The organism is Acidovorax sp. CF316, from assembly GCF_000276605.1.
In the GTDB taxonomy this organism is placed as follows: Bacteria; Pseudomonadota; Gammaproteobacteria; order Burkholderiales; family Burkholderiaceae_C; genus Acidovorax.
On sequence record NZ_AKJX01000095.1, the window covers coordinates 1 to 16,986 of the forward strand.

Consider the following 16,986-nt stretch of genomic DNA (forward strand, 5'->3'; position numbering starts at 1 on the left):
CTTGCCGCCGTGAACAGCGCCGCCACGCCGGCCGGCATGGCCCCCGCGCGGATGCGGCGCAGGCCCTGAGCCACCAGGCGGCGGTTGTTGGCGTCCAGGCGCACCACGTCGGCCACGGTGCCCAGTGCGACGAGCGTGAGCAGCGGATCGAGCTTGGGCTGGCTGGTGGTGTCGAACACGCCCCGCTTGCGCAGCTCCGAGCGCAGTTCCATGAGCACGTAGAACATCACGCCCACGCCGGCCAGGGACTTGCTCTCGAAGCTGCAGCCGGGCTGGTTGGGGTTGACCATGGCGTCGGCCGCTGGCAGCTCGGGTCCGGGCAGATGGTGGTCGGTGACCAGCACCAGGAGGCCCAGGGCCTTGGCCTCGGCCACGCCCTCGACGCTGGCGATGCCGTTGTCCACGGTGATCAGCACGTCGGCGCCGCGCTCCTTCACGCGGCGCGCAATCGGTGGCGTCAGGCCGTAGCCGTCGGTCACGCGGTCGGGCACCAGGTAGTCCACATGCTTTGCGCCCAGCAGGCGCAGGCCGCGCACGGCCACGGCGCAGGCGGTGGCGCCATCGCAGTCGTAGTCGGCCACCACGCACAGGCGCAGGTCCCGGGCCATGGCATCGGCCAGCAGGCGGGCGGCGTCCCCGATGCCCTTGAGCCCGGCGGGCGGCAGCAGGCGGGCCAGCCCGTCGTCGAGTTCGTCCTTGTCGCGCACGCCGCGCGCAGCGTACAGGCGCGCGAGCAGTGGGTGCACGCCGGCCTGCTCCAGCGCCCAGGCGGCACGTGGGGGAATGTCTCTGGCCGTGATTTTCATAATTGGGATGCCACCTGGGCAAAGCGGGTGGGCTGGAAGTAGGCCTTCATGCGCTGCACCAGGCCGCGTGGGGCGCTGTGGAACGCCAGGGCGGCACGCTCGCCGCACAGGGTGAGGCGCACGGCGCCGCCCTGCTCGGCCTGGCGCAGCAATGCGGCCACGGGGCCTGCGTCCAGCGCCGTCCAGGCAGCCGCCCAGGCGCGCCAGTCCTCGCGCAGCGCCGCGTCGCGCAAGGCCAGCGGCATCGAGGGCGCCGGCCCGGTGGCCGTGGCGGGCAGGGCGCCTGCGCCATGCACCCAGAAGGAGTTGACCGTGGGCAGGCCGCGCTCGGCCCGCGCGTCGTTGAAGGCATGGGTATAGAGCAGCATCTGCATCTCGCTGTGCAGGCGGTGCAGGGTGCGGGCCCGGGCGGCATCGGGCATCCAGGCGCGCACGTCGCGCAGCAGCACGCGGTCGAGCGACGCCGTGGCCAGGTCGGCGAACAAAGGGCCTTGGGCGAGCCAGCGCGTGGGCTGGTCGTAGTGCAGGTGGATGCCGTCCTCGGCGAACCAGGGCGAGACGATGGCCAGCAGGGCGCGCGAGGACGCTTCATCGAGGCCCAGGGCCTCGGGGTCGCGCAGGGTCACGTGGTCGGTGGTCACCTGCCACTGGCAGGGGGCCACGAAGGCCCAGGCCTGGCCGTCCGCGGGCTGGCCCTGCTGCTGGCGGTACCAGGCGGCCCAGGGCGTGCGCCCGTCGTCCGGGGGCAGGCCCAGGGCCTGGGCCAGGGCGCGCTCGTGGGGTGCGGAGAAGCTGGTTTCCTCTGCGGTGCTGGAGCCAGCGGGATCGGCTGCGAGCCGCGCCAGCAGGCGATCGAGGTGCGGCAGGGGCAGGCTGGCCAGCGTTTGCCGGCACCCCTCGGAGGCGCTGGCAGCGTAGGGGATGAGCAAATGGGGGATGTCCGACATCCCTCTATTGTCCGGGATGCCACAATCGCCTGCGCCGAGTCCGGTCCTCCTTCCGGGCCCAGCCCCTTTTTCAACATGCAACTTCCCTACGAACTGGCCCTGGGCCTGCGCTACACCCGCTCGGGCCGGGCCACGCGGCGCAACGGCTTCATTTCCTTCATCTCCGGTGCGTCCATGCTCGGCATCGCCCTGGGCGTGGCGGCGTTGATCGTGGTGCTCAGCGTCATGAACGGCTTCCAGAAGGAAGTGCGCGAGCGCATGCTGGGCGTGGTGGCCCACATCGAGGTCTTCGCCCCCCAGGGCGCGGCCATGCCGGATGCAGCCCGCACCATCGCCGAGGTGCGCCAGAACCCGGCCGTCACCGGCGCCGCCCCCTATGTGGCCGCCCAGGCCCTGATCGCCCATGGCGACGACATGAAGGGGGCCCTGGTGCGCGGCATCGATCCGGCCCTGGAAGGCTCGGTGACCTCGCTGGCGGCATCGAACGCCGAGGTGCTGGCCACCCTGGTGCCCGGGCAGTTCCGCGTGGTGCTGGGCAGTGAGCTGGCCAAATCGCTCGGGGTGAAGGCGGGCGACGCCGCGACCCTGGTGGTGCCTGCCGGCCAGGGCGGCAGCCAGAGCGGCCCGCGCTACCAGCCGCTCACCGTGGCCGGCACGGTGGATTCGGGGCATTTCCAGTACGACTCCACCCTGGTCTGGATGCACCAGGCCGACGCCATGGCCACCTTCGGCCTGCGCGGGCCCACGGGCATCGGCCTCAAGCTGCAGGACCTGGAGCAGGCCAATGCCGTCGCCTACCAGCTGGCGCGCAGCGTGAGCGGCGACCTGCTGCTGCGCGACTGGACGCAGCAGAACCGCACCTGGTTTGAGGCCGTGCGCCTGCAAAAGCGCATGATGTTCATCATCCTGGCGCTGATCGTCGCCGTGGCGGCCTTCAACCTCGTCTCCACGCTGGTGATGACGGTCAACGACAAGCGCGCCGACATCGCCATCCTGCGCACGCTGGGCGCCAGCCCGAAAAGCATCATGGGCGTCTTCGTGGTGCAGGGCGCCATGGTGGGGGTGATCGGCACGCTGGCCGGCCTGGCCCTGGGCCTGTCCATCGCCTACAACATCGACGTCATCGTGCCGGCCATCGAGAAGGCGCTGGGCGCCACCTTCCTGCCCAAGGACATCTACCTCATCGACCGCATGCCCAGCGAGCCGCAGGGCGCCGACATCGTGCCCATCGCCCTCATCTCGCTGGCGCTGGCCTTCGTGGCCACCCTGTACCCGAGCTGGCGCGCCAGCCGCGTGAACCCCGCAGAAGCGCTGCGCTATGAATGACGGCGGCCTGACCTAGCTATGCAAATCCCCTACGAACTCGCCCTGGGCTGGCGCTACACCCGCGCAGGGCGTGCCACGCGTCGCGATGGCTTCATCTCGTTCATCTCGGGCGTGTCCATGCTGGGCATCGCCCTCGGTGTGGCGGCGCTGATCATTGTGCTCTCGGTGATGAACGGCTTCCAGCGCGAGGTGCGCGACCGCATGCTCAGCGTGGTCTCGCACATCGAGATCCTGGCGCCCCAGGGCGCGCCGCTGCCGGACGTGGCCACCACCCTGGCCGAGGTCAGGCGCAACCCGAACGTGACGGGCGCCGCGCCCTTCGTCGCCGCCCAGGCGCTGCTCTCGCGCGGTCAGGACATGCGCGGCGCGCTGGTGCGCGGCATCGACCCGGCGCTCGAAAGCTCGGTGACGGACCTGGCCGCGGGCAACGAGAAGACGCTCAAGCTCCTGGTGCCCGGCGAGTTCCGCGTGGTGCTGGGTGGCGAACTGGCCCGGGCCATGGGCGTGCGTGCGGGCGATACCGTGACGCTGATCGCGCCCGCAGGCCAGGTCACCCCGGCCGGCGTGGTGCCGCGCCTCAAGCAGATGACGGTGGCCGGCACCTTCGACTCGGGCCATTACGAATACGACGCGGCCCTGGTGTTGCTGCACCACGAGGACGCCCAGCGCATCTTCCGCCTCGAATCCCCCACGGGCATCCGCCTCAAGCTCAAGGACGTGCACCAGGCGCGCGCCGTGGCGGCCGAGCTGGCCGGCAGCGTGAGCGGCGGCCTGGTGGTGCGCGACTGGACGCAGCAGAACCGCACCTGGTTCGCCGCCGTGCAGCTCGAAAAACGCATGATGTTCATCATCCTCACCCTGATCGTGGCGGTGGCGGCCTTCAACCTCGTCTCCACCCTGGTGATGACGGTGACCGACAAGCGCGCCGACATCGCCATCCTGCGCACCCTGGGCGCCAGCCCGAAGAGCATCATGGGCGTCTTCGTGGTGCAGGGCGCCATGGTGGGCGTGATCGGCACGCTGGCCGGCCTGGCCCTGGGCCTGGTCATCGCCTTCCACATCGATGTGATCGTGCCGGCCATCGAGCACGCGCTCAACGCGAGCTTTCTGCCCAAGGACATCTACCTCATCAGCAAGATGCCGAGCGATCCGCAGAGCTCGGACATCGTCCCCATCGCCCTGATTTCCCTGGTGCTGGCCTTCGTGGCCACCCTGTACCCCAGCTGGCGCGCCAGCCGTGTGAACCCCGCCGAGGCGCTTCGCTATGAATAAGAACATCGCTCCATCCGCCACATCCCTGCCCGCCGCACCGCCCGCGCGGGGCGAGGTGGTGCTGCAGGCCCAGGGCCTGACCAAGCGCTTCACCGAAGGCCGGCTCGACGTGACCGTGCTGCACGGCGTGGACCTGCAGGTGCATGCGGGCGAGACCCTGGCCATCGTCGGTGCCTCGGGCTCGGGCAAGAGCACCCTGCTGCACCTGCTGGGTGGCCTGGATGCTCCCACGGCCGGCTCTGTGCGCCTCAAGGGCCACCAGCTGTCGTCGCTGTCGCCCGAGCAGCAGGGCCAGTTGCGCAACCAGCACCTGGGCTTCATCTACCAGTTCCACCACCTGCTGCCCGAATTCACCGCGCTGGACAACGTGGCCATGCCGCTGCGCATCCGCCGCCTGCCCCAGGAGCAGTGCCATGAGGAGGCTGCGCGCGTGCTCACCTCGGTGGGCCTCAAGGAGCGCCTGCACCACCGCCCCGCCGAGCTGTCGGGCGGCGAGCGCCAGCGCGTGGCCATTGCCCGCGCCCTGGTCACGCGCCCGGCCTGCGTGCTGGCCGACGAGCCCACGGGCAACCTGGACCGCAACACCGCCGACGGCGTCTTCGCGCTCATGCTGCAGCTGGCGCGCGAGCAGGGCACGGCCTTCGTGATGGTCACGCACGACGAATCGCTGGCCGCGCGCTGCGACCGGGTGGTGCACCTGGTGCTGGGCAAGCTCGGCTGAGGCAAGTGCCCGCCCGGTGGTGGCCGGCGGGGTGCGGGAACTGCTGGTGACCATCGCATCGCCCTGCGGTGCCATGGAAGGGTTCGCTTTGGCGCGATCCCGTCTTAAGATGCTCGCAGTTGGCTTCAGGAGATTCGCCCGATGACGGTTCCGGCATCCATACCCTCCGATGAAGTGCGCAGGCTGGAGGCTTTGCGCGCCCTCATGGTGCTGGACTCCCCTGCCGAGCCTTTGTTCGACTCCATCGCCCGCATGGCGGCCGATGTCTGCGGCGTGCCGATCGCGCTCATCAGCCTGGTCGATGCCGAGCGCCAGTGGTTCAAGGCGAGCGTCGGCCTGCCCGGTGTCAACGAGACGCCGCGCGACGTGGCCTTCTGCGCCCATGCCATCCTGTCGGATGAGCTCATGGAGGTGCACGACGCCACGCAGGACGCCCGCTTCGCGCGCAATCCCCTGGTCACCGAGGCGCCCGACATCCGCTTCTATGCCGGCGCGCCCCTGGTGGCCGGCGATGGCGGCGACCGCGTGGGCACGCTGTGCGTCATCGACCGTCAGGCGCGCGAGCTCACGCCGCAGCAGCGGGCCACGCTGCGATCGCTCTCGGCCATGGTGTCGCAGGCGCTGGACATGCGCCGCGACCTGATCGCGCGCGCCTTCTCGGTGCGCCAGGAGTACGAGAAAGCCCTGTCCGAAAGCGAGCTGCGCTACCGCACCATGGTCGAGGCGCAGACCGAGATGGTGTCGCTGGCCTGGCCGCATGGCGAGGTGTTCTACGTCAACCCGGCTTACGCCCGCCATTTCGGCCTCGCGCCACGCGACATGGTGGGCAAGGACCTGTTCTCGTATGTCGATCCGACCGACCGGGAGGCGGTGCGCTCGTGCATTGCCGAGGTCTTTCGCACCGAGGGCACGACCCAGGGCGAGAACCGCATGCTCAGCGCCGACGGGGTCGAGCGCTGGATGGCCTGGACCAACAGCTTCCTGCGCGACAGCGAGCACCGGCCCTACCTGCACTCGGTGGGGCGCGACATCACGGCCCAGAAGACGGCCGAACGGGCGCTGCTGGCCAGCCAGCAATTGCTGGAGCGCACGGGCCATGTGGCCCGCGTGGGCGGCTGGGAGCTCGACCTGCGCAGCCGCCGCGTCTCCTGGTCTGCCGAGACGCGGCGCATCCACGAGGTGCCCGCGGACTTCACGCCCAGTGTGGACAACGCCCTCGATTTCTACACGCCCGATGCGCAGCGCACCATGTCGACCGCCGTGCGCCAGGCCACGATGACGGGGGCTTCGTGGGACCTGGAGGTGCCCCTGGTGACGGCCACCGGGCGCCGCATCTGGGTGCGCTCGGTCGGTGAGGCCGAGTATGAAGGCAGCGCCGTGGTGCGCCTGTTCGGCGCGTTCCAGGACGTGACCGAGCGCCGGCGCATGGCGCAGCAGCTGGCCAACAGCGAGCGCTTCGTGCGCCTGGTCACCGACGGCCTGCCGATCCGCATCGGCTACGTGGACCGGGAGCTGCGCTTTCGCTTTGCCAACCAGGCGCAATGCCAGCGCTTTGGCCTGGACCGCGAGGAAGTCATCGGCCGCACGCGCGAAGAACTGCTCGGGGAACCCGCATCGCCCGAATCGGTGCAGCGGGTTCAGCGGGTGCTGTCGGGCACCGCACAGAGCTACGAGCGCGATGAAGTGCGCGAGGGTGTCGTGTACCGCATCGAGAGCCAGCTGGTGCCCGACATCTCCGACGATGGCCGGGTGCGGGGCTTCTTTTCCACGGGTGTGGACATCACCCAGCGCGCAGCGGCCGAGCGTGGCCTGCGCGTGCTCACGGCCATCCTCGAGCACACCTCCGATTTCGTGGTGCAGACCGACCTCAAGGGCCGGGTCACCTACATGAACCCCGCGGCGCGGCGGGCGCTGGGCTTTGCACCCGACGAGGATGTGGGCGCCCACATGTTCACGGAGTTCAACACCCCCGAGACCAATGCGCTGTACGTGCAGGCCATCCTCCCGGCCGTCCGGGCCCACGGCATGTGGGTCGGTGAGACCACGGTGTACGCGGCCCGGCAGCGCGTGGTGCCGGTGAGCCACATGGTCATCGCCCACCGCGATGGGGAGGGGCGCATCCAGCACTTCTCGGCCATCATGCGCGACATCTCCGAGGCGGCGCAGGCGCGCGCGGCCCTGCTCAAGCAGACGGCCACCCTGCGCTCCATCACCGAGGCGCTGCCCTCGCTGGTGGCGGTGGTCGGGCCGGACGAGCGCTACCAGTTCGTCAACAGCGCCTTCGAGCGCTGGCACCGCGTGCCGCGCGAGCAGATCCTGGGCCGCAGCATGGAGGAATTCCTGGGTGCGGCAGAGTACGCGCGCACCCGGCCCCTGGTGCAGAAGGTGCTCGGTGGCGAGACCCTGACCTTCGACCAGGACCATCCCCAGCGCGTGCCGGCCAGCCACGTCACCATTCACTTCATCCCGCTGTGGTCCGAGCCGGGCGCGGTCGATGGCTTCGTCTCCATGGCGCAGGACGTCACCAGCTACCACCAGGAGGCCGGCCGGCTGCTGGAACTGGCGCAGCACGACCCGCTCACCGGCCTGCTCAACCGGGCGGGCCTGCAGGCCTACGTGGGCCAGAAGGATCTGGCGGCGGAAGGCGCGCAACTGGCCTTGCTCTACATCGACCTGGACCACTTCAAGCCAGTGAACGACGAGCACGGCCATCCCGTCGGGGACCTGCTGCTGCAGGCCTTTGCCCAGCGCCTGCTGGCCCTGGTGCGGCCCAGCGACGCGGTGGCCCGGCTGGGCGGTGACGAGTTTGCCGTGGTGCTGGCCGGCGTGCGCGAGCCGGCCCATGCCGAGGCCGTGGCCGGCAAGATCCTGGAGGCGGCGCACGCGCCGTTCGAGATCGGTGACCTGCGCCTTTTGGTGGGCGCCAGTGCGGGATTGGCGCTGGGCACGGACGCCGCCAGGGGCTGGGCCGATCTCATGGCCCGCGCCGATGAAAAGCTCTACCTGGCCAAGCGGTCCGGCCGGGGCCAGTTCCAGGGCGGATGATGCCCTACATCACCCGCCCGTACCACCAGACCGACAGGCCGGCCGCGAGCAGCGCCAGTGCTGCCCCGACCAGCGCGAACAGCGCCGAGATCTCGGTTTCCTTCTTCTCCACCGTGAGGCGCGAGCTCAGCGTCTCGTAGACCTTCTTGAGGTCGGCCGCCGTGGCGGCGTGGAAGTATTCGGCCGCGGTGCGGGTGGCAACGGCCTTCAGGGTCTCCTCGTCCAGGCGCACGCGCATGGACCAGCCCTCGAAGCCGATGGTCTCGCCCTGCAGCGTGCCCACGCCCACGGTGTAGACGCGCACGCCGCGGTCGGCAGCCCACTTTGCGGCCTCGAGCGGGTCCACACCGGTGGTGCGCTGCCCGTCGGTCAGCATGATGATGGCGGCCGAGTTGTAGGAGCCCGGCGCCACCGGCGTGAAAGGCTTGGCGGGGTCCTGCTTGTTGAGCTCGTCCAGGGGGCGCGGCTTCATCGCCTGGCGCCCGCCCAGGGCCGAGATGTCGATGCCGGCATCGGGGAAGATGGTGGCCAGCGACAGCATGATGCCGTTGCCCGTGGCCGTGCCGCGCTGCAGCTGGAAGCTGTCGATGGCCTTGACCAGGTCCTCGCGGCTCTGCGTGGGCAGTTGCGCCAGCTGGGCGCTGCCGGCAAAGGCCACGATGCCCACGCGCACATGGCGCGGCAGCTCGGCGATGAAGGCCTTGGCCGCGTCCTGCGCGGCGGTGATGCGGTCGGGCTGCACGTCGGTGGCGCGCATGCTGCCCGAGACGTCCATGGCCAGCATGATGGTCTGGTCCTGCGAGGGCAGGGTGATCACCGCCAGCGGCCGGGCCGCTGCCAGCAGCAGGGCCACCAGCGCCAGCAGGAAAAGAAAGGGCGGGATGTGCCGGCGCAGGTGCTGGGCCGGGCCCATGGCCTCGCGCACCAGCGCCAGGCTGGAGTAGCTCAGCGCCGTTTTCTTGCGCCGGTGCAGCAGCCACCAGTACAGCAGTACCAGGAGCGGCACGACCAGCAGCAGCCAGAGCAGGGTGGGCCAGAGAAAGACCATGGTGGCGTGTCCTGTGGTTGTCAGGCGGCGGCCTGCGGGGCCGTCCATTGGAACGAGGGGTGCGTGGCCGGGCGCACGCGGTGCTGGCGCAGGTCCATGAAGCGCAGCAGCGCATCCACCAGATCATCGTCGGTGCGCAGTTCCAGCGTGTCGGCCCCGGCCTTGGCCAGGCCTTCGCGCAGCACGGCTTCGCGCTGGGCCGCCAGGCGCGCGAAGCGGTGGCGGAAACCGCTGTCGTGCGTGTCCACCTGTAGTTGCTCGCCGCTCTCGGCATCGCGCAGGGTCACCAGGCCCACGTCGGGCAGCTCCAGCTCCAGCGGGTCGAGCAGGCGCACGCTCACCACATCGTGCCGGCGGGCCAGCTGGGCCAGCGGTTTTTCCCAGCCGGGGGCGCTGATGAAGTCCGACACCACGAACACCGTGGAGCGCCGGCGCAAGGTGCCCAAGGCGCCTTGCAGCAGCAGGTGCAGCTCGGTGCTGCCCGATTGCAGCCTGGGGGCCGGCTGAAGCAACTGGTGCACCAGGTGCAGCACATGGGCGCGGCTGCTGCGCGGGGGCAGTACTGTGTCCACGGCCCGTGCGGGCGCGCCGCCGGCGCCGTAGAGCATGGCACCCACGCGGTTGCCGTGGCGCGTGAGCAGGCGCGAGAGCACGGCCACGAAGCCGGTCAGGATGTCGCGCTTGGCATTGCCCTGGGGCCCGAAGTTGACCGAGGGGCTCAGGTCCAGCAGGAACCAGGCCGACATCTCGCGGTCCTCGGTGTACACGCGCACATGTGGCAGGTTCAGCCGGGCCGTCACGTTCCAGTCGATGTGGCGCACGTCGTCGTGCGGCTGGTACTCGCGCAGGTCCGCCAGGTCCAGCCCGGCCCCGCGCATCAGCGTGCGGTAGTCGCCCTGCAGCAGCCCGTCGAGCCGGCGGATGACGCTCCACTCCAGCTGCCGCAGCAGGCGGTCGGCCTGGCCGGGCAGGGTGGGGAGCGTGCGCGGCGGCGCGGCTCCGGTGTCAGGCGGCTTTTTGCTCATGGTGCAATGGCTTGGCAGGGGCGGGCACCTTGGCCATGATGCGCGCGATCAGCGCGTCGGCATCCATGCCTTCGGCCAGGGCTTCGTAGGACAGGGACAGCCGGTGGCGCAGCACGTCGGCCGCCAGGTCGGTCATGTCCTCAGGCAGCACGTAGCTGCGACCGCGCAACATGGCCAGGGCCTGGGCGCCTTCGGCCAGGCAGATGGTGGCGCGCGGGCTGGCGCCGCAGGCAATGAAGGCGGCCAGGTCCTTGAGGTCGTGGCGCGCCGGTGCGCGCGTGGCGGCCACCAGCTTCACGGCGTACTGCAGCAGCGAGGGGTCGACGTAGACCTCGCGGCACTCGGCCTGCAGCGTGGCCAGCTGGGCCGTGGTGGCCACGGGCAGCACCTGCACGGGCTTGTCCAGCGCGCGCTGGGCGATCACGAATTCCTCTTCCTCGGTGGGGTAGTCGATCAGCACCTTCATCATGAAGCGGTCCACCTGGGCCTCGGGCAGGGCGTAGGTGCCCTCGGTCTCGATCGGGTTCTGCGTGGCCATCACCAGGAAGGGCGAGGGCACCTTGTGGGTCTCGCCGGCGATGGTGACTTGGCGCTCCTGCATCACCTCGAGCAGGGCACTCTGCACCTTGGCGGGCGCGCGGTTGATCTCGTCGGCCAGCAGCAGGTGGGTGAACACCGGGCCCAGCGAGGTGCTGAATTCGCCCGTCTTCTGGTTGTACATGCGCGTGCCGATCAGGTCGGCGGGCACCAGGTCGGGCGTGAACTGGATGCGCTTGAAGCTGCCCTGGATGGTGCTCGCCAGGGTCTTCACCGTGAGCGTCTTGGCCAGGCCCGGAACGCCCTCGACCAGCAGGTGGCCCTGGGCCAGCATGGCCACCATCACGCGTTCCAGGAAGCGGTCCTGCCCCACCACGACGCGCTTGACTTCGTAGAGCACCTGCTCCATCAGCGTGGCGGTGGCGGCATTCGAGGCAGAGGGCAGCGGGGTCGATTCCATGGGACTCCTTGCGATGGGTGAAAGTACGGCTCAGAAAGGCGACATGCCCACGGCCGAGGCCGCGTTCTCGATGGGCACGGCAAAGCCGATGCCGATGAAGGTGCGTGCCGGCGTGGGGTTGAGGATGGCGGTGACGATGCCCACCACCTCGCCGTCCATGGTGACCAGCGGGCCGCCCGAGTTGCCGGGGTTGGCCGCTGCGTCGAACTGGATCAGGTTGCCGAGCTCGCGCTTGCCCTCGGGCGAGGTGAACTGGCGCCCCAGGCCCGAAATCACGCCCGCCGAGGCCGAGGGCCCGATGCCGAAGGGAAATCCCACCACGGCAACCTGGTCACCCGGGCGCAGGTCGTTGGTGGAGCGCAGGGAGGCCGCCTCCAGGTCGTCGGGCACCTTGTGGGCCTGGAGCACGGCCAGGTCGTTCTCGGGCTGCACGCCGGTGATGGTGGCCGTGGTCTGCAGCCCGTCGTGGAAGGTCAGCTGGATGCGGTCGGACCCCTGCACCACGTGCAGGTTGGTGAGGATGACGCCCTTGTCGACGATCACCACGCCCGTGCCGACGCCGCGCTCGACCTCGTCCTTGCCGTTCTTGCTGCGCCCGAAGCCCACCACGCGCACCACCGAGGGGGCGATGGTCTCCACGGCGCGGGCCGCTGCCGAGGGCAGGGTGGTGGTTTCCAGCGTGCGCAGCACCGCCTTGTCGATGTCTTCCTGGGTGAGCTTGCGGGGCACGGTGCGCTGGCTCTGCCAGACGCTGGTGAGCAGCAGGGCGGCCAGCAGCAGCACGGCCGCCCACAGGGCGTAGAGGTTGCGGCGCGACAGGGTGACCGCCTGGGGCCTGCCAGCGGGCTGGCCGGGGGCGGGCGCCGCAGCAGAAGCCGCCGGCTCGGGCACAGCGCTGCTCGGGGCCGCGGCCCCGGAAGGGCGGCGGGCGGGGCGGGAGCTGCTGTAGACAGTGGGTCTGGGCATCCTGTCACCTTCCGGTACACCTGGGCGCGGTGCATGGTTTCACAGTAGCACGGATCGCGCCCTTGTGCATCCCCCGGGGTTTCATGGTGCATCATGTTTCCATGAGCTTCTGGATAGATACCCATTGCCACCTCGATGCCCCCGAGCTGGCGCCCGATGTGGATGCCGTGCGTGCACGGGCCCGTGCGGCGGGCGTGGCGCACTGCGTACTGCCGGCGGTGCAGCGCTCCAACTGGGACGATGTGCGCACGCTCGCGCACCAGCATGGGGACAGCTATGCCCTGGGAATCCACCCCCTGTGCACCGGCAGTGCCGCGGATGAAGACCTGGAATGGCTGGCGCAGGCGTTGGCGCAGCATCGGAACGACCCGCGCCTGGTCGCCGTGGGCGAGATCGGGCTGGATTACTTCGTGCCGGGGCTCGACCCGGACCGGCAGGAGCACTTCTACCGCGAGCAGCTCAAGCTGGCGCGGCGTTTCGAACTGCCCGTGATCCTGCACGTGCGCCGCTCGGCCGATCGGCTGCTCAAGGGCCTGCGCGAGGTGAAGGGCCTGTCGGGCATCGCCCACGCCTTCAATGGCAGCGCGCAGCAGGCCCAGGCCTTCTTGGACCTGGGGTTCAAGCTGGGGTTTGGCGGAGCGGTCACCTATGACCGGGCCCTGCAGCTGCGCCGCCTGGCCACCGAGTTGCCGCTCGGCTGCCTGGTGATGGAGACCGATTCCCCCGACATCCCGCCGCACTGGCTCTACACCACCGCTGCCGAGCGCGAGGCAGGCCGGCCCCAGGGGCGCAACACCCCGGGCGAGCTGCCGCGCATCGGCGAGGAGGTGGCCGAACTGCGCGGCATGCCGGTGCAGGCGCTGGCCGAGGCCTCCACCGCCAACGCGCTGGCGGCCCTGCCGCGCCTGGCGCCCCTGCTCCAAGGCCGGCCGCAAGCGTCACCGTCTTTTACCGATTCTTGACAGTCGGTTGGGGTTTTTAGCTATATATTTGATAGTGATCGGATGCCTGTGCATCCGGCCTTCCACGCCGCATGCCTTCCACCTCCACCACGTTGCCGCCCAACGATGCCGCCCCCCGCCTGGCCGGACTGCCCGCCGTGGTATCCGCCAGCACCGTCGTGCTGGTGCTGGGCAGCTTCCCCGGCGCGGCCTCGCTGCGTGCGCAGCAGTACTATGGGCACCCGCAGAACCACTTCTGGCGCATCCTGCAGGCCCTCTGGCCGCAGCACCCCCTGCCGGGGCCTGCTGGGCCTGCCAGCTATGCCGAGCGCTGCGAATGGCTGCTGGCGCGGGGCCTGGGTTTGTGGGACGTGTATGCCAGCTGCGAGCGCGAGGGCAGCCTGGACGCCGACATCCGCCATGCCGTGGTGAACGATTTTGCTGCGCTGCGCGATGTGGCGCCGCGCCTGGCCGCCATCGCCCACAATGGGGGCGAAAGCTACAAGCACGCAGCGCGCACCGCGGCCCTGGGCGTGCCGGTGCACAAACTGCCCTCCACCAGCCCGGCCAACGCCTCCTGGAGCTTTGAGCGCAAACTGAACGCGTGGGCCGAACTGATGGCCCGCTACCGACTGACCTGAATGACCCGCAAGAAGACCAGCACCGCCGAACTGCCCGAAGTCAGCGTCTCCGACGATGGCGAAGTGCGCCACCTGCACCTGGGCACGCCCTGGATCCAGGGCTCCATGCGCGTGGACGAACCGTTCGCGCTGGAGCTCGAATACGTGCAGCGCATGATGGCCTGGCTGCTCTTCGTCGAGCCCGCCTCGGTGAGCAAGCGCCACGCCATGCAGTTGGGCCTGGGGGCGGGCGCCATCACCAAGTTCTGCCACAAGAAGCTGCGCCTGTGCGCCACGGCCATCGAGCTCAACCCGCAGGTGGTGGCCGTGTGCCGCCAGTGGTTCAAGCTGCCGCCCGACGGCCCCAAGCTGCGCGTGGTGCTGGCCGATGCGGCCAGGGAGATCCAGAACCCCATGTGGCTGGGCACCGTCGATGCGCTCGCCGTGGACCTGTACGACCACGACGCGGCCGCGCCCGTGCTCGACAGCCCCGACTTCTACGCCGACTGCCGGGCCCTGCTGTCCGAGGATGGCAGCATGACCGTGAACCTGTTCGGCCGCTCCTCCAGCTACGAGAAGAGCCTCCAAAGCATGGCCAGCGCCTTTGGCGAGGACGCGCTGTGGGCCTTCAAGCCCACGCGCGAAGGCAATACCGTGGTGCTGGCCCAGCGCACGCCCACCCGCCCCAAGCGCGCCGAACTGGCCGCCCGGGCCGAGGCCATCCAGGCCCGCTGGGACCTGCCCACGGCGAAGTGGATGCGCGTTTTCAAGCCGGTGGCCTGAACATGCGGGTCCCCATTTATTCGTCCTGCCCCGTCCATCCCCTCTGAGAGGCCCGCAGACATGAGCACCACCCTCACCCCTCCCGTCCCCGCTGCCAAGGCGGCCATCAAACCGGTCAACCACATCGGGCCCGTGGACTGGCGCCGCATGGTCGAGTGGCTGAGCGCCGACGGCGTGATCTCCCTGGAGGAGGCGCAGCGCACCATTGCCCGCTGCTCTCAGGCCGAAAGCTCGCAGCCGGCCCTGGTCCGCCTGGCCGCGGTGGCCATGACGCGCGCCTCCGATGGCAAGCCACTGGACATCGAGCTGCTCACCGAGTACCTGGCGCAGCGCTCCGGCCTGCCGTACATGCGCATCGACCCGCTCAGGGTCGACGTGGGCCGCGTGGCCGACACCATGAGCGCCACCTATGCCGAGCGCCACAAGGTGCTGCCCGTGCAGGTGACGGCCAAGGAGGTGGTGGTGGCCACGGCCGAGCCCTTCGTCGACGACTGGGTGGCCGAGGTCGAGCGCCAGGCGCGCCGCACGGTGCGCCGCGTGGTGGCCAACCCGCAGGACATCCACCGTTTCACGGCCGAGTTCTTCGCCCTCGCCAAATCCGTGCGCGCGGCGCAGAAGGCCGGGGGCGCATCGGGCGGCAGCAGCTTCGAACAACTGGTCGAGCTCGGGCGCAGCAACAAGCAGCTCGACGCCAACGACCAGGGTGTGGTCAAGGTGGTGGACTGGCTCTGGCAATACGCCTTCGACCAGCGTGCGAGCGACATCCACCTGGAGCCGCGGCGCGAGCAGGGCGTGATCCGCTTTCGCATCGACGGCGTGCTGCACCCGGTCTACCAGATGCCCATGGGCGTGCACAACGCGATGATCTCGCGCATCAAGCTGCTCGGGCGCATCGACGTGGTGGAAAAGCGCCGCCCGCAGGACGGCCGCATCAAGACCCGCAACCAGCGCGGCGACGAGGTCGAAATGCGCCTGTCCACGCTGCCCACCGCATTCGGCGAGAAGATGGTGATGCGCATCTTCGATCCTGACAACACCGTCAAGGACCTCGATGCGCTGGGCTTTGCGCAGCACGACGCGACGCGCTGGGAGACACTGGTCAAGCGCCCGCACGGCATCATCCTGGTGACCGGGCCCACGGGCTCGGGCAAGACCACCACGCTGTATTCCACGCTCAAGCGTGTGGCCACCGAAGAGGTCAACGTGAGCACGGTGGAGGACCCGATCGAAATGATCGAGCCGAGCTTCAACCAGACGCAAGTGCAGCCGCAGCTCGACTTCAACTTCGCCGAGGGCCTGCGCGCGCTGATGCGCCAGGACCCGGACATCATCATGGTCGGCGAAATCCGCGACCTGGAGACGGCCGAGATGGCCATCCAGGCGGCGCTCACGGGCCACCTGGTGTTCTCCACGCTGCACACCAACGACGCGCCCTCGGCCATCACCCGCATGATGGAGCTCGGGGTGCCGTCCTACCTCATCAACGCCACGCTGCTGGGCGTGCTCGCGCAGCGCCTGGTGCGCACCTTTTGCAAGCAGTGCAAGCAAAAGGACGAGTCGGCCGACCGCGAGGCGCTCAGCGCCTTCATCAAGCCCTGGAAGCTCAGTGGCGCCTACCAGCCCTACAAGGCCGTGGGCTGCGTGGACTGCCGCATGACCGGTTTCCAGGGCCGCATGGGGCTCTATGAACTGCTCACCGTGAGCGAGGCACTCAAGGACAAGATCACCACCGCGCCATCGATGGAGGCGCTGCGCCGGCAGGCCATCGCCGACGGCATGCGGCCCCTGCGCCTGGCCGGTGCGCTGCGCGTGGCCGAGGGCGTCACCACCCTCGAAGAGGTGATGTCCGCAACGCCGCCCATGGACTGATTTGCATGCTGCGTACATAGGGAAAACGCGCAGTCCCGAGTGTTACCGGGTGTAGGTGGAATCCACATCCGGCGAGCCTCCTGTTGCCAGCACAATCGCACGGTTGTGAAATCCGCATAGGAGACAAATCGTGCAAATCAAAAGTCAGAAAGACTTTTTTTCCGGCCTCATGTTCATGGGTATCGGGGTCGCGTTTGCGTGGGGAGCCACCACGTACAACGTCGGCAACGGCGCCCGCATGGGCCCCGGCTACTTCCCCCTGCTGCTCGGCATCCTGCTGGCCATCATCGGTTCCGTGATCACCTTCAAGGCCACCACGGTCGAGACGGTGGACGGTGACAAGATCGGCAAGTGGGCCTGGAAGCCGCTGTTCTTCATCCTGGCTGCCAACTTCACCTTCGGCATCCTGCTGGGCGGCCTGCCCAGCCTGGGGATCCCGGCGATGGGCCTGATCGTCGGCATCTATGCGCTGACCTTCATCTCCAGCCTGGCCGGCAACGAGTTCAAGGCGCGCGACGTGTTCGTGCTCGCCACCGTGCTGGCCGTGGGCAGCTACGTGGCATTCGTCTGGGCGCTGAAGCTTCAGTTCCCGGTGTGGCCCAGTTTCATTTCCGGTTAAG

At 69.5% G+C, this 16,986-nt stretch carries 15 protein-coding genes; 9 read left to right on the forward strand and 6 right to left on the reverse strand.

Annotation, left to right across the window (positions count from 1 at the left end; translation table 11 throughout):
* Both PMI14_RS08610 and PMI14_RS08615 read right to left on the reverse strand, forming a co-directional pair.
* On the reverse strand, positions 1-806 hold an 806-nt coding region (locus tag PMI14_RS08610; RefSeq protein ID WP_007852811.1), incomplete at its 3' end, for a DHH family phosphoesterase.
* Complete coding sequence (locus PMI14_RS08615) at positions 803-1,753, reverse strand: hypothetical protein (RefSeq protein ID WP_007852813.1); 951 nt, start codon at positions 1,751-1,753, stop codon at positions 803-805. The genes PMI14_RS08615 and PMI14_RS08610, both read right to left, overlap by 4 nt.
* Positions 1,754-1,828: 75 nt before the next feature.
* Between PMI14_RS08615 and PMI14_RS08620 the strand changes: the two genes are divergently transcribed.
* From PMI14_RS08620 to PMI14_RS33450, 4 genes are all read left to right on the forward strand, one after another.
* Positions 1,829-3,079, forward strand: coding sequence for a lipoprotein-releasing ABC transporter permease subunit (locus PMI14_RS08620; protein WP_007852817.1), 1,251 nt, complete (start codon positions 1,829-1,831; stop codon positions 3,077-3,079).
* An 18-nt stretch (positions 3,080-3,097) separates the two neighbouring features.
* Positions 3,098-4,351 carry a lipoprotein-releasing ABC transporter permease subunit gene (locus PMI14_RS08625; protein ID WP_007852819.1) on the forward strand — a complete coding sequence of 418 codons (1,254 nt, stop codon included), beginning with the start codon at positions 3,098-3,100 and terminating at the stop codon, positions 4,349-4,351.
* Positions 4,344-5,072, forward strand: a complete 729-nt coding sequence (lolD, locus tag PMI14_RS08630) for a lipoprotein-releasing ABC transporter ATP-binding protein LolD (protein WP_007852820.1) — start codon at positions 4,344-4,346, stop codon at positions 5,070-5,072. Before PMI14_RS08625 ends, lolD begins: the two co-directional genes overlap by 8 nt.
* 141 nt (positions 5,073-5,213) lie before the next feature.
* Positions 5,214-8,117, forward strand: a complete 2,904-nt coding sequence (locus PMI14_RS33450; RefSeq protein ID WP_007852821.1) for a PAS domain S-box protein — start codon at positions 5,214-5,216, stop codon at positions 8,115-8,117.
* A gap of 4 nt (positions 8,118-8,121) precedes the next feature.
* Here PMI14_RS33450 and PMI14_RS08640 read toward each other — a convergent pair whose 3' ends face one another.
* The 4 genes from PMI14_RS08640 to PMI14_RS08655 are packed head-to-tail and all read right to left on the reverse strand — an operon-like array spanning position 8,122 to position 12,153.
* Positions 8,122-9,165, reverse strand: coding sequence for a VWA domain-containing protein (locus PMI14_RS08640; RefSeq protein WP_007852822.1), 1,044 nt, complete (start codon positions 9,163-9,165; stop codon positions 8,122-8,124).
* Positions 9,166-9,185: 20 nt separating this feature from the next.
* Positions 9,186-10,190, reverse strand: coding sequence for a DUF58 domain-containing protein (locus PMI14_RS08645; protein WP_007852824.1), 1,005 nt, complete (start codon positions 10,188-10,190; stop codon positions 9,186-9,188).
* Positions 10,171-11,187 (reverse strand): MoxR family ATPase, encoded by a 1,017-nt coding sequence (locus PMI14_RS08650; protein ID WP_007852826.1) that lies wholly within the window; start codon positions 11,185-11,187, stop codon positions 10,171-10,173. The genes PMI14_RS08645 and PMI14_RS08650 overlap by 20 nt, the downstream gene beginning before the upstream one ends.
* A gap of 30 nt (positions 11,188-11,217) precedes the next feature.
* Positions 11,218-12,153: a S1C family serine protease gene (locus tag PMI14_RS08655; protein WP_007852828.1), complete on the reverse strand. Its 936-nt coding sequence runs from the start codon at positions 12,151-12,153 to the stop codon at positions 11,218-11,220.
* A gap of 101 nt (positions 12,154-12,254) precedes the next feature.
* Between PMI14_RS08655 and PMI14_RS08660 the strand changes: the two genes are divergently transcribed.
* The 5 genes from PMI14_RS08660 (at position 12,255) to PMI14_RS08680 (ending at position 16,985) form a co-directional block, all read left to right on the forward strand.
* Positions 12,255-13,115: a TatD family hydrolase gene (locus tag PMI14_RS08660; RefSeq protein WP_007852830.1), complete on the forward strand. Its 861-nt coding sequence runs from the start codon at positions 12,255-12,257 to the stop codon at positions 13,113-13,115.
* A gap of 71 nt (positions 13,116-13,186) precedes the next feature.
* The gene (locus tag PMI14_RS08665) at positions 13,187-13,735 is read left to right on the forward strand and encodes a DNA-deoxyinosine glycosylase (RefSeq protein ID WP_007852832.1); all 549 of its coding nucleotides are present in this window, start codon (positions 13,187-13,189) and stop codon (positions 13,733-13,735) included.
* Positions 13,736-14,497, forward strand: a complete 762-nt coding sequence (locus PMI14_RS08670; RefSeq protein WP_007852834.1) for a hypothetical protein — start codon at positions 13,736-13,738, stop codon at positions 14,495-14,497.
* 60 nt (positions 14,498-14,557) lie between these two features.
* On the forward strand, positions 14,558-16,366 hold the full coding sequence (locus tag PMI14_RS08675; protein ID WP_007852835.1) for a GspE/PulE family protein: 1,809 nt from the start codon (positions 14,558-14,560) through the stop codon (positions 16,364-16,366).
* A gap of 130 nt (positions 16,367-16,496) precedes the next feature.
* Entirely contained in the window at positions 16,497-16,985 is a 489-nt protein-coding gene (locus tag PMI14_RS08680; RefSeq protein ID WP_007852837.1) for a tripartite tricarboxylate transporter TctB family protein, read from the forward strand.
* The last annotated feature ends 1 nt before the right edge of the window (position 16,986 follow it).